Source organism: Candidatus Beckwithbacteria bacterium, from assembly GCA_012797845.1.
In the GTDB taxonomy this organism is placed as follows: Bacteria; Patescibacteriota; Microgenomatia; order UBA1400; family UBA1449; genus JAAZOH01.
Genome location: JAAZOH010000010.1, coordinates 1 through 23,797, shown reverse-complemented (window position 1 = coordinate 23,797; position 23,797 = coordinate 1). Strand labels below are relative to the sequence as shown.

Sequence of the window (23,797 nt, the reverse complement as noted above, 5' to 3'; positions counted from 1 at the left end):
ATAAACTAACCTTTCATAAGGACCCGCATCATTTTGGCAAACCGCTTTCGACCCATAATGAGTGTTAGAATAAAACCAATCAAAGCTACGCCACCAACAAAGCCAATTATAAGTAAAGTTTTGGGGATTACAGTGAAACGAACTGCAGCGGTAAGTGGCAATTTTTGTTGTCCATAAGTAGCAATTAAAGTTGCTGTATAAACTCCTAAAACATTACCTTCGTCCCAAATCGTTTCCATTTTTCTAATTGCTCCCGGTAAGACATTTAATCCTTGAAGAGGAATTTCAGCTACTTTTTTACCAAATAAATTAGTAATAACAATAGTTCCTTGGGGTCTGATATGAGTATTGCTATCATTTTTTACTCTAAGTAGAAAACTGATAGGGCTTTTTTCCTGATAGGCTGGAGTAGAAAAATTTTCGATTGCAGCTTTTTCATTCACATTACCTGATACTCGCAATAAAACCAAACTACCAATTCGTTGTGCTACTGAGGCACCACCTTCAACATTTACTCCTTCAAGATTGCTTTGAAATAAAATTGAAGCATAGTGACCACCAGGCTCAGCATTACGAGGCACGTTAACTACAAATGATAAACTTTTTTCTTCATTCGGTTGTAGAATTACATCTTTAAAAGCTGGTTCAATCCATTTTGCTAGTGAATAAGAGGTATCGGATTGTTCTTCCTCTAGAACAACATCGCCCTCTTCTCCAGAAGTAGTGAAATCCTCTATTAAAACGGTATAGGTTTGAGGGGCATCAGAATTATTTTTGACTCTAATTTTTTCACTAATTGTTTCACCAGGGTTTGAAAAAAGTTCAAATTTGGGGGGAATTATCGTTAAACTAGTACCTTGAGCTAAAACAAATTTATTTGAAATAATAACATAAAAGACAAAGAAAAATGCTATTAGAAATATTTTAAAAGTGTTGTGCATCAGATTATTGAGGTGGTTCATATATTTTCTTGATATTATCTCAGTTAGAAACGTTTTGTCAAATATTGTCCACACCATATCCATGGTAGGGTATTTATCTTTTTTTGTCTAGGGCAGGAAAACAAAATAATAAAAATCTCTTTTTTACAAGAAGGGCAGCAGATTTATTGTGACTCTATCATAGCAGGTTGATTATAGGTTATGTCAACCCCCTTTATTGTAATTGGATTATTTTCTGAAACTTCAGGCATAAACATATTCCATGTCATTTGATCATTTTCTATTTTTGCCCCGCTGGCATCAACCATAGCTTCATAGACTAAAAATCCATCCTCTTCGAATAGTTGGTGATGAGTTGTAGCGATAAAATCAACTCCATCCAAATTTTCTGTATCACTCAAGCTTTTAAAATTAGACATTAAGGCTCTAGGCATATAGTCATCAAAAACTACGATTTTGTCTGTAGGTGGATTTTTAGCAAACTCATCAATTGAAGTATATATAGGCTTTCTTTGATACAGAGTCATTTTGGTATTTTCAATAAAAGGCCAGTCAAGTTTAGCTAGCAGGGGGTGATACACTAATAGACTAACTCCCTCTACATTATCTTTGGTAGCTAATTCGAGCCAAACTGGCGATGGTTGTTTAGGTGGGAGAAAGGAAACTTTAACAAAAGTTTTCTGCATAAAAGGAGCTGTTTTTGTTTTGAAAGTAGCTTTGGAGGTATAAACTAACTGAGCACTAGCTGCTTTTGCTCCCATAACTTTTTTAGTTTGCTGTTTTTGATTTTGCAAATAAGCTCCAGTAACAAAAATGACTCCGATAACTATAATTAAGCCAATTTTAACTAAACGTTTTTTAGGTGAAGTAGTAATATTACTTTGAAGATTATCGGTCATATAAAAACACAGGTGCATTGTTTGCACCTGTGTATATTGGCAAAAAAAAGCTTATTATGCAAGAGTAAAAAACTACTTAGACTTTTTTCCTTTTTTAGTTTCTTTAGCAGCTCTAAGCTTCTTAAGTTTTTGTTCGACTTGGTAGACAATGACTCTAGTTTTATCAACCATATCCGGGCTAACAGACACACTAGTTGCTCCCCATTTGACTAACTTCTCGGTAATATCAGGGTAAAGAGAAGGAGCCTGGCCACAAATTGAGCATAGAATTTTGCGGCGCTTGCAGGTTTTGCAAATAGTTTCCAAAGCCATTAAAGGACCTTTGTCATGGATATCATAGATGTGAGCTACTTGTTCATTGTCTCGATCAACTCCCATAATAAGCATGGTTAAGTCATTAGAGCCAATAGAAACTCCATCAATACCCACATCAATAAAATCATCCAGTTGATAGACTGTATTAGGGATTTCCACCATCATAAATAACTTAAAGTTAGGGGTTCGCTTTAAGTCATTTTTGATCATCATTTCTTTGATCTCTTTCATTTCGGCAACCGTTCGTACAAAAGGAATCATGACATGGAGGTTTTTCCAGGCAAATTTTTCTCTTACCATTTTGATAGCGGCCATTTCTAGATCAAAGACTTCACCATCTTGGATGTAACGATCACAGCCTCGATAGCCAATCATGGGGTTTGGTTCGACAGGCTCGTATTCATCGCCGCCAATTAATTCCCGGTACTCATTGGTTTTAAAATCAGTAGCCCGATAAATAATTGGCCTTGGGTAAAAAGCCCGACAAAACTCTTCCAAGCCTTCAGCTAATTTGGTAGTAAAGAATTTACCTCGACCATCCTTGATTAATTTTTTAGGATGGATACCAATGTATTCAGAAATGATAAATTCGGCTCTTAGCAAACCAACGCCATCAACATATTTACGGGCAGTATCAAAAGCCAGTTCTGGTTCACCCAAATTCACATAAACCTTGGTTTTGGTTTTGATATCAGTAATAGCTTTAATACCCTGAGGTAAGGACATTTTCTGATGTTTGATCTCAATTTTACCAAGGTAAATATTACCCTTATTAGCATCAACGGTAATAATTTGACCCATTTTAAGCTTGGCAGTAGCCTTGTCAGTTCCCACAATACAGGGCACGCCCAGTTCTCGGCTGACAATAGCAGCATGGGAAGTTTGACCGCCTTTATCAGTGACAATAGCAGCAGCTCGTTTCATAGCTGGAACGTAGTCTGGAGTAGTCATGGGGGCTACTAAAATATCACCCTCCAAAACTTTATCAATTTCATCTGGTGATTTAAGAACTTTGACTGTACCAACAGCAACACCTGGGCTGGCAGCAGCACCCGATAAAATGGCAGCTTTTTTAGTCTCAGCCATTACAGTCGTTTCCGCAATACTAACTTTCTTAGCTACTGCGTCTTGAGTGGTAATAGGTCTAGTTTGAACAATATAAATCTTATCGTCTTCAAAAGCCCACTCTACGTCCTGAGGCCAACGGTAATGCTTTTCCAATTGTTCGCCAATTTGAGCAACTTTAACAATTAGTTTGTCTTCCAATTTCTGCTTACCAATTCGGCTTTCTGGTATTTTGCGTTCTTTAGTAATGCCATTGACTTTAATCAACTCAATATCTTGATCGGAAACTTCCTTGTGAATAATTCTCCAATTGCGCCGATCAATTTCGAAATGATCAGGAGTAGCACTACCCTGAACAATCATTTCGCCTAAACCAAAAATGGATTCGACCACAATAGAAGTTTTATCATTATTGACTGGATTAATCGTAAACATAACTCCGGAAACTTCACTCTGGACCATTTTCTGAACTGGCACAGCAATACCTACTTTAAAGTGATCATAACCTCGTTCTTCTCGGTAAAAAATAGCTCTAGATTCAAAGAGTGAAGCCCAACACTTCTGAACATGTCTGACTACATCTTTTGTACCTTGGATATTTAAGTAAGTCGCTTGTTGACCGGCAAAAGAAGCATCTGGTAAGTCTTCAGCTGTAGCTGAAGAACGAACAGCTACTAGAGTTTGATCTTTTTGAGGCATTTTTTTGTAAGCTTCAACAATTGCCTGTTCCAAATCTTCTGGGATTTTTGCCTTCAAAATAAGAGCTTGAATTTTGTCACGAGCAGCATTGAGTGATCTGCCCACGTTAATATTGACTCCTTTTAAAATGCTGCGGATTTCGTCACGCAAATTATTGGCTTCTAAAAAATAAAAGTAGGCTGGAGCAGTAACACAAAATCCAGGTGGAACCGGAATTTTGGCTTTGGTCATCTCGCCAAGGTTAGCACCTTTGCCGCCGACTAGAGGAATGCTGTCGTGGTCGATTTCATCAAACCAGGCAACATGGGGGGCAGTATGTTTATTCATGGGCAGGACATAACAATTTCTTGTTATGTGTTTTAAATTACTAATTAACAGGCTATTACTTATAGTAAAGTAAAAAAGAAACCAGCGCAATACCAAGCAGGCCTAAAAAGCAGTATTCTAAAATAATATTTAAAGATAAAGTTTTATTGACAATATGTTGTTTTAAACCCCAGGCAATAAAAACTAAAGTCATGGTTATTAAAATAAATAAACGGATCAATTGCTGATTGGGAAAAAGTAAATAAGCAAAAATTGCCAGCCAAATAACAATAAAAAGCTGCAAAATATCTTTCATAAAATACTACCTTGTCTGGTTAAAATAATAATAATCCCTAGGGCAAATAGAAATAAAAAATGCCCCCAGTATTGTTTGGTATTACGGCTAAAATTGCGAAAACGATGACTCTTGGTTACATCATAAATAAGAAGGCCCAACAATAAACCAATAACAATAAGCGCTACAATCTTACTGGCTTGAAAATTAGTGTTTACAAATGTATTTGCTTGGTCAAGCTTAGAATCAAGGAGTGGTGCGCCAAGCTCTTGAGTAATACGTTCGCTCTCAGTTAAAGATGCAGGGAAAAGAGCTCCGAACATTTGGACTACCAAAACCGTATCTTTGCCATTGAGTTCGCCCTGCATAATGGCAATGCCAATATCTTCATAATTTTTATTTAAAATATTGGCCTTATGGGGTTCAGAGTCCATCCAGGCTTGTACTAAACTTTGATCGTCATAATAGTCTTTGGCTAGATTTTCACCAGCATAGTGATAATCATAACCAGCATTTAAAATAAAAGTCCAAGGAGGGCGTTTGGTTGGAGAATAGTGATCCCAATAGCCAAATTCAAACATATCATTGGCTTTAGCCTTAGCCGCCGCCGCCAGTTTATCGTTTGGTTTAAGAGGTGTTAGTCCTTCTTTTTGGCGCTGTAAATTTACTAAAGAAATAATTTTTGATTCATTTAAATCCAGGCTAATTCCTAATACTTTTCCCTGAGGTAAAAAACGAGTGAATGCTATTTGGATTAGCAGTACAAAAATAAGTAAAAAACCAGTGATGCTTGGATGAATAATAACTTGCTTGGACATAGGTAGCTTGCTATAGTATGGCTTAGATTACATGTTTTATATACCCGTTCCTTTATTATTTAAACACTTTTACTAAAGCTAGGGCAAGCATTATGCAAACTGATTTTTTAGATAAAATTCTAATCCTACTTATGGTTTTGATATTACCTGTGGGGATTTATACTGCTTCTAAGTATGCTGGCCAGCTGGATGAACCTAAAGAAGAGCAAGTGCAAATTGCAGAAGAAAAACTTAATGAAGCCGTAGCTAAAATCCAAGAAGCAGCTGTACCTCAGCAAGAAGAACCAAAAATAGCTCCAATTGAAATTGCAGATGTTTCTTATGCATCAGAATCTGGAGAGCTGATTGTTTCAGGAGCTGCGCCGGCTGCAAACTTAAATGTGATGGTTTCGGCAGTTGTTACCCCTAGTACTTACAACACTAAAACAAAAAATAAAGATGGGAGTGGAGAATCAGTACTAGGAGAACAGGTTGAAGTTCATGCGGTTAAAACCGATTCAGTTGGTCATTTTACTTATAAACGAAAAGTTGATGTCAAAGACATTGATCTTATTGAATTGCGGTTTGAACAAAGTGAAAGCTCAGCAACAGTGCAATATAATTTAGTCGAAAACAAACGAACTCTCTAAATACTTTTTCTAATAAGTGGGTAAAATATTATAGATAATGGTTCCCATATATAAATCTGAAGGTTGATGGACATTGGTTTCAATGGCATAGGTAACATAAGCATTTGTACCGGTATCAATAGTTGATGAGTACATAACCGGATGAGATATAGTGCTTAAAGGGCCAAATTTCCCAGAGCCATCACTCCAGCCGGAAACTCTAGTGTCGCTAGTATTAGCTCCGATCCAACCCGTATTAATATTTGGAACACTTCCGGTTGGACTAAACCAAGCTTGAGGGGTAGTCCAACTACCATCAAAAGGATCAATCATATTTGCTGGATATTCGCCCTGAAGAGTGTTTAAAAGTTTGACATAAACAGTATAGCCTGAGTTTGCGTTGGTGCTGGCTGAAAGATAATGAGCCATATACTTAGGAGTATTTGAAATCAAATTACCAAAAGGTAAAGTATTATAGTCGCTTCCTACTGAAGTGGTGATACCATTAGTAACAGTACTAGCTCCAACTCCAATAACAGAAAAACTAATACTCGGATCTTCGCCTTCTCCTCCAGTAGAACTAAGCCCTGAGACTTTATAGTACTCAGTTTCACCTTCAATCACCTTGCTTACATTAATGTCATTAGTTGTCAAAAGATAACCATTACTACAAGCACTTGTAACTTCTTCAAGACTTGTGGCGTCTGGGCAAATTCTAATGTAAGGTTTATTGTTTGTGGGAATGTAAAGGGTATAGGTACTTCCCGAAGATCCCGGTAAACTAGTAAAACCACCATCATAGTGGAATAAAGCCTTGCTACCATCACTGTCTACTGTCAAATCACTCCAGTCTAAGCTTTGATCAAAATCAGCATTAAATGTAGCAATGCGATAACTTTCATTTTGAACTCCTACTGCTACGACCCCAGTCTGACCTTCGCCTGTGGCCGAGTTGTCAACATTTGTTGACCAATCACTAGCTAAAACCACATCAGCTCCAGTTGGTTCTGCAGAAATAATATACTGAGTATCTTCGCTACTTCCACCATTTCCCCCATCAGATTTATATGCAAACTCGACCCATTCAGCGGAACGCACAATATTGGAAACTCTTACCTCATCAACATTGGAGTTTCCAGAGTAGATAGTTGAACTTCGATAACCTATTTTAAAATCATATGCAGTTAGTGTTGTAGCGCTAAGGCTATTTCTGGGAACAGAGCCATTGCCCAAGCTACCATCAACATAAAAATTTACTCCAGATCCATTAGATGAACCATTGTAGCTCACTACCGCATAATGCCATATTCCATCGTTTACAGCCTTTGAGCCATAAGCAACAATAGCATTAGTACTATAATTGTTGGCTAAAGCGAAATAGAGAACATTGGGAGTTGAGGCGTTATAGCCAAACTCAAAACCATTATTCGGGGAGGAACTAGCAAGTTTTGAAATAATTGGTTCCTGATGTGTCGCTGAATTTTTTATCCAGGCTTCAAAGGTGAAGGGATTAGTGCGTTCAAAATCTAAAACATCTCCCATTGAGATCGAATCGGAATTACCGCCAAATAAATCACAACCATTAATTTGACCAATAGCACTGCCTTGAGTGGTTATTGTTATTGAAGTTGAGTCCTTGTTATTGGTCGTACCATCGTAATGTGTTCCGGAGGTTTCGTCCAAGTGCCAGACACCTGCATAATTATTGTTATAAGTATTTTGTTTAGTAGTGTCGGAGAAAGCAGAGCTAGCTCCAGAATTCCCATAATAAACCCAGACAAAATCGGCATTGCCGGTGGTAGTAATAGTTTTTTTTACCCAAAGATGTCCTTTGGAGCTAGCTTTATCAAAACCCTCTAAATGAGCTTGGGAAGAAAGGTTAGTGCTGTCATTTTCATCGATAACTCTGATATCAGTGCCCCCAGCAGCGACATAAGCCCAGAAATGGGCTGGAGCGTCATTGGTTAAATCAATATGAAGTGGAAAATCGGTTAAAGTTTCTCCAACACCAGAGTTATCTATTGTATATTTAAAACGATATTGCCATGAACTATCCCACCAGGCAAATGAGGAGCTTGGGAAAATGTAAAACAAAAATAAGATGATTATAAAACTTGATATTAGTTTATTGAGAACTCTTACCATAGAAAAATAAGCAATCGAATAATTGCTTATTTCAATAATAGCGGATAAATAAATAATTGGCTACCTCAGTCAAGTGCTAAACAATAAAAAAACACCCCCTTGGCCAAGGGGGTGTTTACATTCTACGTCCGGACGTATAAACAAACTTTGTAGATTTGTTTAGTACGTCGGTAAAGCGTTATACATCAAAGTTCCAGTGTACAGATCAGTAGGTTGATAGGTATTGGCTTGAATAGCATATGTAACATATATAGCTGTTGAGCCATCATCTTGATTTGCATCTTGCATAACCACAACATAATTATCTGAACCAGTTGGAACTGGACCAAACTTACCAGATGGACTTAGTGACCAACCAGAGATATCAGTATCTGTGGTATTAGCTCCAATCCAAGCAGTGTTGGTATTTGGAGTAGTAGCACCTGGATTTGTCCAAGCTGCTGGTGATGACCAGCTAACACTATTGTAAGCAAATGGATCAATATTGTTACCACTATACTTTCCTGTCATTTGAGTGGTCATTTTCATTTTAATAAAATAACCCCCATTGTTATTGGTTGTTACATTTAACTTATGTGCAGCATATTTAGGGGTGCCTGCAGTTAAATTACCAAATGGCAGAGTATTGTAAGCAGAGCTAACTGATGTAGTAATGCCATTATTGACAGTACTGCTATTTACTCCTGCTACTACAAAAGTGAAAGTAGGATCAACTCTAGCGGTAACGGTAACTTCAGTAATAACACTGATTGAACCAACCCCATCATCAATAGTTGTTCCGGTTAAGTTTTTAGTAGCAATTTGAATATAACAGGTTCCAGATGTGCCTCCAGAGCCGCTACAGCCTGCTACAGTTGGATTGGTGATACTTTGAATATCAAAAATAATAACATCACCATCACTCCAAGCATCTGTTGATGAAGCAACGTCTGTGTGAGTTAAGGTAGCAACATTATCAGCAGTTGATAAATTCCAATTGCCATCAGAAGCTCCTCCCATAGTTCCGAGAGTAGCGCTAGCTAAACTCAAACCAGTTGGAGCTGTACAAGCTCCGGAGGCCTCTTTACAGTAACTTAAAGTCACTGTCCTCATAGTAGTACTATCACTTCCTACTGTTAGGGAATAGGTATGAGTTGATGAAGTACTGGGTGCTGCTGAAGACATATTGATAGTAATATCTTCAAGTAAACCAGCTGCATAAGCAGAGCCTGGTATTAAAGCCAGTACAAATGCTAATAATGTGCCTAATAAAATTCGGGCAGTTTTCATAATCTCACCTCCTTTCTCAACGTATTACCCGTTGAGAATAAGCTAATAATTAATACTACATATTCCATACTAAGGAGTTTGATCAGGCATTGTCAAGTAGGAGTTTCAGAGGAAGTCTTATTGTTTTTATCTTAAATAATATTAAAATATCGTGAAAATTTTGATACTTTTTAATCTATTTAAGAATATTGATATAAAATTGCAATTACTAATTCTAATATGATGTCCTAGTTTGGTACGTTATAATAAAGTTACTTATGCCTGCTAAAAAGATTGCACCAACGTTGGAATCAGTTCTACAAAGTACTCATATCAAGCCAGAATTAGATCCTGTACTTCCTCCAAATACGTTCATTTATGATCCTTTTGCAGAAGCTGAAAATCTAGGTAAGCGAGACCTAGAAGCTGAAACCAGTTTTACACAACTTTTAGACTTTTCTTTTCCTGAAGAAGTTGAAGAAGGTATTACTCAGATTGGTGAGGTTATTTATATTGGCGATGGAGTTTGTAAAGTAGCTGGTCTTACCCATGCTCGGATTGAAGATATTGTAACTGTTAAAACTTCTACTGGAACGGAAAAAGCTATGATTTTGGGGATTGAGGATACTCATATAGAAACTGTAGTTTTGGGCGATTACACCAAAATCAAGCAAGGTGATCAGGTTGTTGCTAATAACTCAAAACTAAAAGTGCCAGTAGGAAAATCTCTATTAGGTCGAGTTATTAATCCCTTGGGCCAACCGATTGATGAGCAGGGCAGTATAAAACCAGAAGCTTACCGCGATGTGGAATTTCCTGCCCCCTCAGTTATGGCTCGTGAACCAATTTATGAGCCACTGAAAACTGGAGTTATGGTGGTTGATACTACCATTCCTGTCGGTCGAGGACAGAGAGAGCTAGTAATTGGTGATCGCAAAACTGGCAAGAGTCGTTTAGCTATTGATATTATTAGCAACCAGAAAGGTCATGGAATTATCTGCGTATATGTAGGGGTAGGAATTCAGGCTGCCAAAGCCAAAGCCACACTGCAACTACTACAGGAACGAAAAGCTATGGAATACACCACTATGGTTATTGCCACTTCTGATGAGCCACCGTCCCTACAATATATGGCTCCATATGTGGGTACAGCTATTGCTGAGCATTATATGTATCAAGGTAAAAATGCTTTGATTGTTTACGATGACCTTTCTAAACAAGCCAAAGCTTATCGTCAGGTTTCGCTACTACTTAAACGTTCTCCTGGTAGAGATGCTTATCCTGGTGATATTTTCTTTTTGCACTCCAGACTACTTGAACGAGTTTCTAAAATTAGTAAAAAATTAGGAGCTGGTTCGATCACAGCTTTGCCAATTGCTGAAACTCAATCTGGGGATATTTCCGACTATATTATTACTAATCTTATGTCAATTACGGATGGTCATATTTATCTCGATGCCAATATGATGCATGAAGGAATTTTACCGGCAGTTAATTCCGGAGCTTCAGTGTCCCGTATTGGAAGCAAGGTCCAAACTTCACTTATGAAAAAAATAGGCGAACTAACCTCAAGAACTTTAGCCCGTTATGCTGAAGTAAAATCATTTGAAACTATCAATACCGAAGTGGCTGAAGAAACATTACGAGAAATAAATCGAGGTAAACGTGTCAGAGAAATGCTGGCTCAAAACTCTGAGATTAGCTATTCCTGGGATGAGCAAATTATATTTTTATACATGGCCAATTCGGGTAAATTAGATGAAATGGAGCTAACCGAGCTAGGAGATTTTAGGAAAAACTTCCTGATCTTTTATCGAAAGCAAGTTGGTGATGAATTTATTACCCTTTGTGATAAAGCTAAAGATCTTAAAGAAATTGATGCCGAAGTCGATCGGCTTTTTGCACTTTATAAAGCCCAACCACCTCAGGCAACTACGCCCGCCCCAAGTCAAGCTAATCAAAATCAAAGCACTCCAGTTCAGGAAAAAAGCGCTTAAAACTAATTGCACAATGACAAATCTTTATCAACTTGATCTTTTACATTTTTTCTGCGTTATTATTTGCCTCAAGTACGGCTAGTACTATCGACAAATAATGCCTTGAAAAAGTGTAAAAATCTCTGCGCTATTAAAAAATTTCTTATTATGCGATTAGTTTTTAGTTTTTACTGCTATGGCTAAAGTCAATGAAATTAAAGAGCAACAAATAGTGGTAGCTTCAGTTGGCGGTTTTGCCAATAGCTTGCAACAAATTGCAACTATGCGGATGACCTCTTTGCGCAAAGCAGTGCTAGCCAGTCGGCGTTTTGTAGATGAAGCTACTTTGATTTTGCGGGAGCTGAAGCGAGAGAAGCAACTTCAATTTATTGAAGAATTAGAAAAGATTGATAAAAAATTAAGTCAACGATTTGGCGTTAAGCGTCGCGAGGCCATTATTGTAGTTAGTTCATATCAGGGGTTATGCGGTTCGTACAATACTGAAATTATTGCTAAATTGGAAAAGATTTTGCCAGAACATCTCGAAGCTGATTACTTCGTTATTGGCTCAAAAGGCCAAGATTATTTTCGTAGACAAGTTAGTAAAAATCCCAATCTCAATTATTATCCATATGATATTCCGGAAGAAGTGCAAATTGAAGATCTAAAGCGTTTAATTAGCATGTTTGTGTATTATGACCAAATCTATCTGGTTTATTCTAAATACATTAATACCGCCACAAGGGAAGTAGTCTTTTTGGAATTAGCAGAACCAGCCATTGAAACTGAGGAAGATAAGGAAAAAGAGGAAGAAAATGAAGGTAAATTTATTTTTGAACCAGATTTAGATGATCTTATTGAAAGTGTGACAGCTAAATTGCGATATTCACTATTCCGTCAGCAAATTTTAGATTCTAAATTATCGCTTTACTCAGCACAAATGGTAGCCATGCAAACTGCTTCAGACAACGCTAAAGACTTGCTCAAAGATTTACAAATGGAGTATAACAAAGCCCGGCGTAAGCAAATTGATAAAAAAATTCAAGAAGTTCAGGCTGGTAGAGCGTTGTGGGCTGAGTAACTATAAATTCTAAATTTATGAAAGTTTTGCAGTATCTATTTTTGGCTCTAAGCTTGCTTTGGATTGGTGTTGTCAGCTTTTATTACTATAATCCCCAATTTCATTCCGAATACCTGCCAACGCTTAAAAATAGTAGTGTGTGGGTACTTATCCCCCTTCTTTATACCGGTGGTTTTTTAGCCTATTTACATAGCCGCAATCAAATTCAAGGACAAAAGTTACATATTAAATTTACGATCTTGGATTTGTTTATCTTTTTTGCCGTTCTGGTTTTTAATGGCTTGTTGTTTAGTGGATTCATGAAAGGGATTGTATCTCTCTCAGACATTTTTTTAGTCAGTATAAGTTTATGTTTTAAAATCATAACTATTTTACTTTGGCTGCTTAGTTTGACTTTTGCTTGTTATGGTTTTGGTAGTTTTGTTTACAGGCTTTTAAAAATGGAAACAAATAAAAAACTATCGGCTCAAACTGTCGTTTTATCGCTTGGTTTTGGCTACGTTGTGTTGACCTTCGTATTTTTAATTTTGGCGTTGATAAATATGTTCAACTCTTTCTTAGTTATTGCAATTTTTTTATTTGGAATTGGACTGAATTACTTTAATTTTGTTCAAATTAAAACTTTAGGCTTACAAACTTTTACCTGGAAGACAAGTTTAAAAAGTTGGCAATTTTGGGGAGCTTGGTTTTGGTTTGTGGTACTGACTTTGAATTTTTCTATTATGATGCAGGCAATTCCCGGAGGTTGGGATAGTATGGTGCAGTATTTTGCGGTAGCTAAGGAATTGGCTCGTAGTGGCCAATTTATTCATGGACAATATGCCTATCCGGTTGAGTTGATATACAGTAGCGCATATTTAGTGGCAGATTTTTTTAGCCTGTCTCAGTTTAGAGAAATGCTAGCTTTGTATGTAGCACTTTGGGGAGGTTTGCTAAGTTCGGTAGCAATTATTTTAGTTGGTAAAAAAGTCAAAAATTAGACAGTGGGATTTTTAGCAATAGCTGTTTTATACTCCACTTCTTTATTTAGTTTTTACAATACCTGGGAACCTCGAGTTGAGGCAACTTTATTAGCTTTTCTTGTGCTTTCATGGCTGGCTTATTTTGAGTGGAGAAAAAAGCGAAAATTTATTTATTTACTTATTAGTGCTTTGTTTTTAGGTTTTTCAATGACAATTAAAGTCGTTGCTGGGTTTGCAGCCCTAGCTATGCTGGTTATCTATCTATACGATTTGTTTTTTAATACCAATAAAAAACAAATCGTTAAAAATTTAAGCACTAGTTTGTTGGCAGTTTTGGTAGCTATTTTAGTTATGGCTCCTTGGATTTTTATCCATTTACAAGAACATCACTGGCAACATATCCATTATTCAGATCTTATTTGGGGGAGTGATGACTTTATTGTTAATCGGGGCAATCTTTTACAAAGAGCAAGAGTAAAAAACTTAGATGAGTCTATTTTTACTGGTATCTATGAAGATTTCAGTCGTTATGAAGGCTATGAAACCGGTTGGTTTGGTTTAGAGCGATTTTTACCTAAAAATTTAGCACAAATTCCTATAGCTCGATATATCTCTTTACCTTGGGATGTGACCATGTTGCAAAACCGATCGGTACTTAATTTACATATTACTAGTCTCTTTTTAGTCTTGTTACCACTGCTATTACTAGCTTGGTTTCTTTTTCCTAAAACCTATCAAAAACTTAACATGGGTTCAAAAGCTATCATTGTTAGTTTGTATTCCATTACCTATGTATTGGCTTGGGTAATTGGTGGTAAGGGTGGAGTTTGGTATGGCATTGGTATGTTTGCTGGTCTTTCAATTTTGCTCGCCCTACTTATTGATGGTAGCCGAGCTTTTCCTAAAATCCATAAAACTATTATGTGGCTAGTTGTTATCAACTGCTTATTTTGCTTGTTGATTGATCTAAAACGTTATGGTCATTCAGCCCAACTTTATTTTGCAACTGGCAAACTTGATCGAGAACAAATGATTAATGCAACTTTGACTAATCATTTAGCTATGGCAACTGTCATTAATACTGATCCGGAAATTGTTTCTGGTCAAAAATATGTGCTAATGGTGGGTGGTTACCTGCACTACTTTATTGATGATTATTTTCACCGGGTGATTGCAGATAATTTTTTGGACCAATTTAATGGTTTGTATGAAGCTAGTGATGGAAATTACCAAGCTATTGCTAGTTATCTTAAAAAAGCTGGGATTAAATACATTGTGTACAATTTAAATACCGAAGCTAAAGATCAAACGATAGAAAAAAGTCTGGTCAAAAAAAATCAACGTTTTATTAACTTTGCTGGTTCGGAGCTAGAAGTGATTAATTTCTCCAAAGAACGTAGTCTAGTGCTTTTCAAAGTCAAATAGAGAAATGGTATAGTAAGTCTATGTCACCTGCCTCTCCTAATGTTAAGACAGAATCAAAAGACACAAAAAATAATGGAAAAATCGAACACATTGGTCGAATCGTGTCTATTCGTGGAGCTTTGGTTGATGTCCATTTTCCCCTCCATGTTCCTGATATTTACAATGCTTTAGAAGTTCAAAATAAAGAAAAGCTGATACTTGAGGCATTTGAACATTTATCAAACCATACAGTGCGATGTCTTTCAATGTTACCATCTTCAGGGCTGTCTTTGGGTTTGCCGGTTCGAGATACTGGCGATGTATTGCGAGTACCAGTAGGTGAATCTATGCAAGGTCGGATTGTGAATGTTTTTGGTCATCCACTCGATGAGCTTGGACCCATTAAGACTACCGAAACGGCTCCTATTCATGTACCCAGCCCAACCTTTGATGAAGTTAAAAGCCCGACTGAGATTATTGAAACTGGAATTAAAGGTATTGATTTTTTAACCCCATTTATTAAAGGTGGCAAAATTGGTTTCTTTGGAGGAGCTGGTGTAGGTAAAACCCAGCTAGTGACCGAGATTATTCACAATACTACGGTCAAGCATGGTACTAAATCGGTTTTTGCTGGAGTAGGTGAACGAACCAGGGAAGGTAATGAGCTATTTTTAACTTTAAAAGAAACAAATGTGTTGGAAAATGTAGCAATTGTTTTAGGGCAAATGAATGAATATCCGGCTATGCGGTTTCGAACCCCGTTGACCGGAGTTACTTTAGCTGAATATTTTCGTGATTTAACCGGTAAAGAAATCCTGCTTTTTATTGATAATATTTTCCGATTTATTCAGGCCGGAGCTGAGATTTCCACAGTCTTAGGTCGAATTCCTTCAGAAACTGGTTATCAATCAACTATGAATTCAGAACTGGGTGAAATCCAGGAGCGGATTGTCTCAACGCCTGGAGGAGCTATTACATCTGTTCAGGCTGTGTATGTGCCAGCTGATGATTTTTCAGACCCGGCTATTCAGGCTATCTTTTCTCATCTAGACTCAGTAGTGGTTTTGTCCCGAAAAATTGCTCAGATGAAAATCTTTCCGGCAGTTGATGCCTTGCAATCTAGTTCAACTTTGGATGAAAGCGTTTTGGGAAGTGAACATTACAATACTTTAAAGGCAGCCTTAAAAGTATTGGAGCGGCACAAATCCTTACAAAACATTATTGCTATTTTAGGAGAGGGCGAATTGTCTGAGGCTGAAAAAATTACCGTATCTCGGGCTAAAAAAATCTTAAAATTTTTGAGCCAACCATTTTATACAGCTGAGCAATTTACTAATGTGCCTGGTGTTTATGTGGAACGAGGAAACACGGTCAAAGGGGTTAAGGAAATTTTATCAGGTAAATATGATGACTTGTCTGACGATCCTTTTTATATGATTGGTGAAATTGAAGATGCTCAAAAGCGAGCCAAAGAAGGCTAAAAAATATGCCACTTAAGAAACAGAATTTTCTTGATGTTGTTATTGTTGATCCGAACCATGTTGTTTATGAAGGTAAAGCTAAACGGGTTTTTGCTCCAGGTAAAATTGCTGATTTAGCCCTACTCCCAGAGCACACACCACTCTATACAGAACTGATTGAGGGAACTATTCAAATTGAAGAAGAGAGTGGTCAAAAGATTGAAGAAAAAATTGATGGTGGTGTAGCTCGAATCAAAAATAACACCCTAACTATTCTGATTGGTTTTTAATAGTTTACTTCTGTCAAACTTTGCGCTATATCTATCCTGGCTATGAAAGTGAAACAAACCTTTATCAGTTTGATTATTTTATTGGGATTACTACTGTCTGCCTGTGGGCAAAACGATACGCTCACTAATGTCTCTAGTGATTTAACAATTGGTAAAAAATCTCAAGCAGAAGCTGCCAAAAAATATAATAGTGGACCTTTGCGGGAACCAGGTACTCCAATATTGGGAGCAGAAGATATGCCTGATTTACAAATTGATCCAGAGGATATTGAGTCTCCAGCTACAGCAGAGCAATCTCAAAACTCAGAAGAGGTTCAGCTTAAAAAACAAGAGCTAACCACGGTTGATGAATTGCAAGGCAAAGATTTAGTAGTAGGAACTGGGACTGAAGCAGTTGAAGGTTCTAAAGTTACTGTTCATTACACCGGAACTTTAACCAATGGTCAAAAATTTGATAGTTCTGTGGATCGAGGTGAGCCCTTTAGTTTTACAATTGGAGCTGGTCAAGTGATTAAGGGTTGGGATATGGGTATTGTGGGAATGAAAGTAGGTGGTAAACGGCAATTATTTATCCCAGCTAAACTGGCTTATGGAGATCAAGGGATAGGATCAATTCCACCAGGAGCGACTTTGGTTTTTGAAATAGAACTTTTGAAAGTCGAATAACTACTTGAAAAAAAATTAAACTTGTTCTATAAAAACTAAATTGAAAAGATTGTTTTTGTCATGTAGATCGTAGTTGAGAAGTTTTTTAAGAGAATTTCGACTTCGTTCGAGATGATAAAACGAACATGATTGAACTCAAGCAAGTTTCCAAAACCTTTGATAGTACAACAGTAATTAAGGACATTAGTCTTTCAATTCAGCCAGGTGAAGTGGTAGGTTTTTTGGGTCCCAATGGAGCTGGTAAAACTACAACTGTGCGGATGATTGCTGGAGTGTTGCCACCCAGCAAGGGTCAGGTTTTGGTTAATGGTCAAGATTTTTTTAGTGAAGACGTCAGTCAGCATGGTCAGGTTGGTTATTTACCGGAAAACAATCCAATTTATGACGATATGACTGTAGAAGAGTTTTTAAAATTTTGGGCTAAAATCAAAAAAATCACTCCAACAGATAGTGAACAAAAGATTAAAAAAGCAGTTGAAGCAGCTGGGCTTCGTGACGTTTTTTACCGTCCAATTATTGAGCTTTCCAAAGGATATCGACAACGAACCGGATTAGCTCAGGCGATTTTGGCTGAGCCAGAAATTCTTCTCCTTGATGAACCAACTGAAGGTCTTGATCCCAATCAACGTCGGGAAATTCATGATCTTATTAAAGGAATTGGTAAAAAACGCACCGTGATAATTTGTTCACACGTATTATCTGAAATTACGAGAATGTGCTCGCGCATTATCATTATCAACAAGGGTCAAATTGTAGCTGATTCGCCAACTTCCCAGTTGGATAAACTGGCTTCTGGTCAACAAAGCTATGAATTTGTAGCCAGTGGCAAGGATATAAAAACTGATCTAAAAGCCTTGCCTGGTTTAGATACTATCGAACAAAGTAAAGAAGATGTAGGGCATCGTTTTTATCTCACTACTTCTAGTGATGAAGACCTACGATTACCGATTTTTGAGCTGGCTAAAACCAAAAACTGGAAGCTGTATGAATTGACGAGAAGACAGGTTGATTTGGAGGATATTTTTACGAAGCTAACTCAAGAGTAAAGGAAACATATGTTGAATGCAAAACCCATTATTTCTATTGCCAAAAAAGAACTATTGAGTTTTTTCAACTCCAGCATGGGCTATATTTTGATTGCGCCCTTTTTGCTGATTACTTTTTTTCTCTATTTTCGCAGTGCTTTTTTAGCTAACCAAGCTTCACTGAGACCCTACTTTGACTTTTTGCCTTTTGCTTTACTGCTGTTTGCGCCAGTGATTGCTATGCGAACTTTTGCCCAAGAGCAAAAAAACAAAACCTTAGAACTACTCTATGCCCATCCGGTAACCGAATTAGAAATTGTATTGGGTAAATTTTTGGGTTCTCTAGGCTTTTTTGCTGTCATGTTGGCTACAACTATTTCCATGCCCATTACCACTTTTATTTTTTCGAATCCTGATCCTGGGGTGGTAATTGCTCAATATTTAGGAGCTTTATTTGTAGGGGGAGCTTTTTTAGCTATTGGTATTGCGGCTTCATCTTTGACCTCATCTCAGGTTTCTAGTTTCTTGTTGGCAGCTGCTATTAACTTTGTTTTTATTCTCATCGGTTTTGATTTTGTACTATTGTCATTACCGCAATTTATTGCTCCGTTTATCACTCAACTGGCTATTCTGCCTCATATGGAAAATATTGGTCGGGGAGTTTTGGATTTGCGAGATTTACTTTACTTTATTAGCTTAACCGGTGCTTTTTTAATGATAGCGGTGATTAGATTGTCCCAGCGTAAAACTACTGAAAATTTAGCTAAACGTAGCCAACTTAACTTAGGATTAGGTTTAATTATTGGTATTGCTATCGTGGCCAATGTTTTGATGTATTCATATCCAATTCGTTTAGATCTGACTTTTAATCGACTTTTTACCTTGTCTAAGGGGACTAAACAAACGTTAAACCAGTTGCCAGATATTGTGAATGTAACCTTGTATGTATCTAAAAATTTGCCAGGTCCAGTTCAAAGCAATGTCCAAAAAGTTAAAGATGTTTTGACTGACTATAGTCGTTTGAGCCAAGGTAAGGTCAAAGTTACCATTAAATATCCAGACACTAATAAAGAAGATAAAGATTTGGCCGTAGAAAATGGGATCCAGGAAATCCAGTTTAATACTTTGGGAGTAAATGCTTATGCGGTCCAAGCTGGTTACTTTGGATTACAAATCAGCTATGGTGATAAAAAAGAAACCATTCCATTTGTCCAAGATACTTCAGATTTGGAATACCAGCTGACCAGACGGATTAGAAAAATGACAAGTACCAACCAGTCAACCCTAGCTATGTACACACTGCCGCAGGCACAACCTGTTATCGATAATAGTATTGAGGTTTTGCGGCAAAATCTGGAAACCCAATATAATTTGACTAGTATTTCTTTGGATCAGCCTGAAGCCACTATTTCAGCTCAGGCTATCATGATCTATGGTTTGCAAGAACCTTTATCAGCTACGGCTTCCGCTAAGCTTAAAGATTATTTAGCAAGTGGTGGTAAAGCTTTACTTTTTATAGAAAATCACCACATTGATCCTAGTACTGGCTCGGCTGCTCCCTATATCACTGGCTTTGAATCAATCTTAGATAGTTATGGTATTACGCTCAATCAAGATATTGTTTATGATACAGCTTTAAATGAAACGATTTCTTTGGGTGGAGGTAATGGAATTTCTTACTTAGTGCCTTATCCTTTATGGATCAAAGCCATTCCGGCTGATACTAATTTTCCTGGTTTAGGTGAAGTGAAATCAGTGAGTATGGCTTGGGCCAATAGTTTAAAACTAAATGAGATTAAAGATGTTAATCAATTTAAACTTTTAGAAACTAGCCCTAACGGTGGCGTACAAAGCGGCAGCTACACTATTTTGCCAGAGCAATTTACCGACGAAACGTTTACGGGTGGGCAAGCTCAAGAATTGGTGGCCGCGGCCGCAATTAAGCAAAACTCAAAAATAGTAGTGGTTGGAGACAGTGATTTTATTTCTGATCAATTTATGAGTCGAGATCCTGGCAATCAAAACTTTACTTCAGCTATTATAGATTGGACAGCAGCTCCTGATGATTTAGCTAGTATTCCGCGAAAAATTGGTGATACGCCGGTCTTTACTTTTACTAAGCCATCGCAGCCAATCATAGTTCAGTATGGAAACTTATTTGCGCCACCAATTTTGGTAGCTGCTTTTGGGGTTTGGTATTTACGACGAAGAAGAATATTAGCTAAGAGAACGTATAAAGTTTAAGTGGAATTTTGTCATCCCGAGCTTGTCCAGAGAGATCTTATCAAAAAGATTCTTCGCCCTTCGATAAACTCAGGACTCAGAATGACACGAATACATGAATTCAAAAACTTTAGTGCAACTAGTTCTAGTTTTACTGATTGGCATTGCTGCTATTTTTGGCCGAAATTTATGGCAAAACTATCGCGCTCATCAACCAAATAACTATTTACAATATGTTCAAGGTTTTGATAAAGACAACCCTATCTATATTAATTTAGCTCAGCAAGGTCAAAGTCTAACGTTTATTAAAAAAGACGGTAGTTGGCAGGTAGCTAGCAAATCAGCGGATTTAGCTAAAGTTGATGAATTGGTTGCCAGCTTTTTACCTACAACTTCGCCAATCATAGTTGGTGAGTCGCAGCAGTTGCAAGAAAATTTTTCTCTGACTAAAGATACAGCCAAAGTTGTAACGCTAAAAGATGGTTCAGGGAAAACCTTGACGATTTGGATTGGTAACTCTACGGGCACAGAAACCACAGTTAGAATTCCAGATCAAACTACTATTTATGGTTTGCGAAACTTACCTACTATTAGTTTTGATCCTCATCAATGGTTTAATCTTGATGTGGTTGATATTGACAGTAAAGATATTAAAAACCTAACCTTTTCTAGCGCTAATGGTAGTTTTGAAGCTGATCAAATAGAAGATGGTAAATGGCAATTTAAAGACGATCAAGAAAGTAAGATTAACAATGATGGTTTAAATACTTTTGTGATGAAACTTAATCCACTAGTGTCTGAAAATCTTGTTTTGGAGCCGGAACTACAAGAATACACTTTTGGAAACCCAATCTTTAGTTTGGCTATTGGTAAAAGCAATGGCGAAACAGTTTCTTTAGACTTTTATGATGTTGGTGAAGAAACATATCTACTCAAGCGATCTATAGATAATCAATACTTTAGTTTATCTAGTTACAGTGCTGATGAACTCAATAAAACTAAAGATAGTTTTGTAATGGTGGAGTAATGTTATTATAATTCAATTAATATCTTATGGAACATAATAGGCAATCTCCAAATCAATTCGAGGTCAAAGCTAGATTGACTGGAGTTGATCCCGATAAAGCAGCTGGCAAACTTGTAGGAACAGTAAGAACGAACTCTATAAAAACAATTGAAGGGTTTAAACAACTTGGTGAAAAAGGGGGCAGAGCAATAGTTAATGATGGCAATGTTGTTGCTGTTAAGTTTCCTAAGGATTAATCTCTTTTGGCAACGTTACTTTCTTCCATTCATGATTGCCAAAAACCCATTCGATTAAACTTCGAGTTTCGCCAAAGCGGTCATAGCTACCCAAAACGGCAGTGATAACTTTATGACCATCTCGTTCAGTATAGGAAACTAAGCATTCCCCGGCTGCATCAGTCCAGCCAGTTTTTATGCCTTTAAGCCCCTCAACTTGACCCAGAAGCTCATTGATTGTAGTTAGTTCGTGAGTTATTTCTCCGGAAGTATCAGTAACAACTTCATTTTGAATTTGGACAATTTGAGCCAACTCCGGTTTGCTCATTAGCTCAGCGCCAATTAATGCCAAGTCGTGAACACTGGAATAATGATTACCATTATCAAGACCAGTTGGGTTGGTAAAATGAGTTTCTTTTAAACCTAAATCTATAACCTTTTGATTCATTTTAGCGACATATCCATCAACCCCATTGGGATCAAGCTCAGCTAGTGCATAAGCAGCATCGTTGCCCGAATAGACCAATAAACCGTGCAGTAAATTATTGACCGTGATTTGCTCACCTTCATACAGCTCCATAATTTGACCTTCCCGTAGTGGTGAGCTAATGCTAGCAACTTGATCAAGTTGGTAATTATCTAGAGCAACCAGGGCTGTAACCATTTTAGTAGTTGAGGCTGGTAAAAGTTTTTCATCAGGATTTTTCATATAGATAACCGCTTTGCTATCCACATCAACTGCTATAGCTGAGCGAGCTGAAAAATATGGGGCTGCTTCGTCAGTAACATTGATTGGATATAGATCTGGTTCCGGGATTTGTAGATCAATCTCTCTACTGGGTGGGTGTTTGGGTTCTAGCGGTGGAAAAGAGTAGATTAGTCGAGAAGGAATAGTGAAAAAAAATAATACTAGCCCAACTGTGGCAATTAGTCTAATTTTAGCTTTAAACAGTTTTTGGAAAAATTTTCTGAGTTGTTTGATTTTGGGCATAAACTAATCTTAACACGAAAACTTGTGTATCAAGGCAAACTTGAAACTATTAGTTTTTATTTAGCAAAACTGGCGATCTGAGGTTTTTCTACCTTAATAAAATCGGCCATACTCATTTTAATAGTTTGAGTGTGAGAGCCGGCATTAAAATAAATTGTCTCAGCTTTACTAAAACCCTCTTCGAGATAAGTCGGAAGTTTCCATAAACTGCCAAATGGTGGCACTGAGCCAGGTTCCAAGCCTGTAGCTTTTTTAAGCAACTCCTTACTACCGATTGAAACATCCTTTTTACCGGTAATCTGCTTAAGAGCTTTTAAATCTAACTTTTTGTCAGCTGATAGCACGGTCATAATGGCTTGATCGTCAGCTTCTAAAAGCAGCGCTTTTGCGTTTTCTTCTGGTTTAGTTTTAGAAATAGCAATAGCTTGCTCACAGGTGAAAACAGGCTCATGCTCAAATATTTCGAAAGCAACTTTTTCTGTTTCCAGATAATTTTTGATTTGCTCAAAGACTGAGCCAGCTGGCTTACTACCCATTGAGCGGACCTGAACCCCAAGCTCTTTGAGCTGCTCGTCAGTAGCTTGCGATGGTGCATTAACTACAGCAGTGATACCAGAAGTGGCACAAGGAAAAGCCATAACTTCCCGTAAATTGGGTTCGCCTAAAGTAACCATCAAAAGCCGGTCAAAACCAGGAGCAATGCCACCATGAGGCGGGACACCATATTGGAAAGCGGTAAGTAGGTGTTCAAATTGCTGGCTTTGAGCTTTACTAAAACCAATCAAGTCAAAAATCTTTTGTTGAATTTCTGGCTGGTGGATTCGGATGCTGCCACCGCCCACTTCATATCCATTCAAAACTAAATCATGCTGCAAGCCTCGAACCTTGGTTGGGTCAGTGTCTAAAAGAGGAATATCATCCGGATGCGGGGCGGTAAACATGTGGTGGGATGGAGCAAATTTGGCACTACCAGAACCGTGGAAAAAATCATCCTCAGATTGCTGCGTAAATAAAGGAAAATCTAAAGTCCAAGAGAAAGCCAACTCGTTAGGGTTATTTTTATCCTGGCGCAAATCTGGTTTGTCAGTGCCATATTTTTCCATGACTTCATGGTGAGCAAGGCGAGGCCAGGGACTTT

Annotated in this window: 21 protein-coding genes; 12 read left to right on the top strand and 9 right to left on the bottom strand. The window is 37.5% G+C overall.

What is annotated here, in order from left to right:
* Positions 1-5: 5 nt before the first annotated feature.
* The 5 genes from GYA49_01520 to GYA49_01500 form a co-directional block, all read right to left on the bottom strand.
* Positions 6-962, bottom strand: a complete 957-nt coding sequence (locus tag GYA49_01520) for a DUF916 domain-containing protein (protein NMC35703.1) — start codon at positions 960-962, stop codon at positions 6-8.
* A gap of 143 nt (positions 963-1,105) precedes the next feature.
* Positions 1,106-1,840, bottom strand: a complete 735-nt coding sequence (locus tag GYA49_01515; GenBank protein ID NMC35702.1) for a hypothetical protein — start codon at positions 1,838-1,840, stop codon at positions 1,106-1,108.
* Positions 1,841-1,912: 72 nt separating this feature from the next.
* Positions 1,913-4,246: a phosphoenolpyruvate synthase gene (ppsA, locus tag GYA49_01510; protein NMC35701.1), complete on the bottom strand. Its 2,334-nt coding sequence runs from the start codon at positions 4,244-4,246 to the stop codon at positions 1,913-1,915.
* Between the two features lie 55 nt (positions 4,247-4,301).
* Complete coding sequence (locus tag GYA49_01505) at positions 4,302-4,541, bottom strand: hypothetical protein (protein ID NMC35700.1); 240 nt, start codon at positions 4,539-4,541, stop codon at positions 4,302-4,304.
* Positions 4,538-5,338 carry a hypothetical protein gene (locus tag GYA49_01500; GenBank protein ID NMC35699.1) on the bottom strand — a complete coding sequence of 267 codons (801 nt, stop codon included), beginning with the start codon at positions 5,336-5,338 and terminating at the stop codon, positions 4,538-4,540. Before GYA49_01500 ends, GYA49_01505 begins: the two co-directional genes overlap by 4 nt.
* Positions 5,339-5,430: 92 nt before the next feature.
* Between GYA49_01500 and GYA49_01495 the strand changes: the two genes are divergently transcribed.
* Positions 5,431-5,967 (top strand): hypothetical protein, encoded by a 537-nt coding sequence (locus GYA49_01495; protein NMC35698.1) that lies wholly within the window; start codon positions 5,431-5,433, stop codon positions 5,965-5,967.
* A gap of 9 nt (positions 5,968-5,976) precedes the next feature.
* Here GYA49_01495 and GYA49_01490 read toward each other — a convergent pair whose 3' ends face one another.
* Together GYA49_01490 and GYA49_01485 are read right to left on the bottom strand one after the other, a co-directional pair.
* On the bottom strand, positions 5,977-8,040 hold the full coding sequence (locus tag GYA49_01490; protein ID NMC35697.1) for a LamG domain-containing protein: 2,064 nt from the start codon (positions 8,038-8,040) through the stop codon (positions 5,977-5,979).
* Positions 8,041-8,250: 210 nt separating this feature from the next.
* Positions 8,251-9,360, bottom strand: coding sequence for a hypothetical protein (locus tag GYA49_01485; protein ID NMC35696.1), 1,110 nt, complete (start codon positions 9,358-9,360; stop codon positions 8,251-8,253).
* A gap of 257 nt (positions 9,361-9,617) precedes the next feature.
* On the opposite strand from GYA49_01485, the gene GYA49_01480 reads away from it, so the two are divergent.
* The 11 genes from GYA49_01480 to GYA49_01430 all read left to right on the top strand — a co-directional run bounded on the left by GYA49_01480 (position 9,618) and on the right by GYA49_01430 (position 21,689).
* Complete coding sequence (locus GYA49_01480) at positions 9,618-11,336, top strand: F0F1 ATP synthase subunit alpha (protein ID NMC35695.1); 1,719 nt, start codon at positions 9,618-9,620, stop codon at positions 11,334-11,336.
* Between the two features lie 175 nt (positions 11,337-11,511).
* Entirely contained in the window at positions 11,512-12,396 is an 885-nt protein-coding gene (locus tag GYA49_01475; GenBank protein ID NMC35694.1) for a F0F1 ATP synthase subunit gamma, read from the top strand.
* Between the two features lie 17 nt (positions 12,397-12,413).
* Positions 12,414-13,376: a hypothetical protein gene (locus tag GYA49_01470; GenBank protein ID NMC35693.1), complete on the top strand. Its 963-nt coding sequence runs from the start codon at positions 12,414-12,416 to the stop codon at positions 13,374-13,376.
* A gap of 3 nt (positions 13,377-13,379) precedes the next feature.
* The gene (locus tag GYA49_01465; GenBank protein NMC35692.1) at positions 13,380-14,783 is read left to right on the top strand and encodes a glycosyltransferase family 39 protein; all 1,404 of its coding nucleotides are present in this window, start codon (positions 13,380-13,382) and stop codon (positions 14,781-14,783) included.
* 20 nt (positions 14,784-14,803) lie between these two features.
* A complete protein-coding gene (locus GYA49_01460; protein ID NMC35691.1) occupies positions 14,804-16,243 on the top strand; it encodes a F0F1 ATP synthase subunit beta in 1,440 nt (479 codons plus the stop codon).
* A 5-nt stretch (positions 16,244-16,248) separates the two neighbouring features.
* Positions 16,249-16,512, top strand: coding sequence for a hypothetical protein (locus GYA49_01455; protein ID NMC35690.1), 264 nt, complete (start codon positions 16,249-16,251; stop codon positions 16,510-16,512).
* Positions 16,513-16,749: 237 nt separating this feature from the next.
* Positions 16,750-17,178, top strand: a complete 429-nt coding sequence (locus tag GYA49_01450; protein NMC35689.1) for an FKBP-type peptidyl-prolyl cis-trans isomerase — start codon at positions 16,750-16,752, stop codon at positions 17,176-17,178.
* A 125-nt stretch (positions 17,179-17,303) separates the two neighbouring features.
* Positions 17,304-18,224 carry an ABC transporter ATP-binding protein gene (locus GYA49_01445; protein NMC35688.1) on the top strand — a complete coding sequence of 307 codons (921 nt, stop codon included), beginning with the start codon at positions 17,304-17,306 and terminating at the stop codon, positions 18,222-18,224.
* A gap of 9 nt (positions 18,225-18,233) precedes the next feature.
* Positions 18,234-20,447, top strand: a complete 2,214-nt coding sequence (locus GYA49_01440) for an ABC transporter permease subunit (GenBank protein NMC35687.1) — start codon at positions 18,234-18,236, stop codon at positions 20,445-20,447.
* A gap of 94 nt (positions 20,448-20,541) precedes the next feature.
* Entirely contained in the window at positions 20,542-21,453 is a 912-nt protein-coding gene (locus GYA49_01435; GenBank protein NMC35686.1) for a DUF4340 domain-containing protein, read from the top strand.
* 26 nt (positions 21,454-21,479) lie between these two features.
* A complete protein-coding gene (locus GYA49_01430) occupies positions 21,480-21,689 on the top strand; it encodes a hypothetical protein (GenBank protein NMC35685.1) in 210 nt (69 codons plus the stop codon).
* Here the strand turns inward: GYA49_01430 and GYA49_01425 are convergent.
* Positions 21,679-22,659, bottom strand: coding sequence for a D-alanyl-D-alanine carboxypeptidase (locus GYA49_01425; protein ID NMC35684.1), 981 nt, complete (start codon positions 22,657-22,659; stop codon positions 21,679-21,681). The two genes, GYA49_01430 and GYA49_01425, sit on opposite strands and share 11 nt — an antisense overlap.
* Positions 22,660-22,715: 56 nt before the next feature.
* On the bottom strand, positions 22,716-23,797 hold a 1,082-nt coding region (locus GYA49_01420; GenBank protein ID NMC35683.1), incomplete at its 5' end, for a hypothetical protein.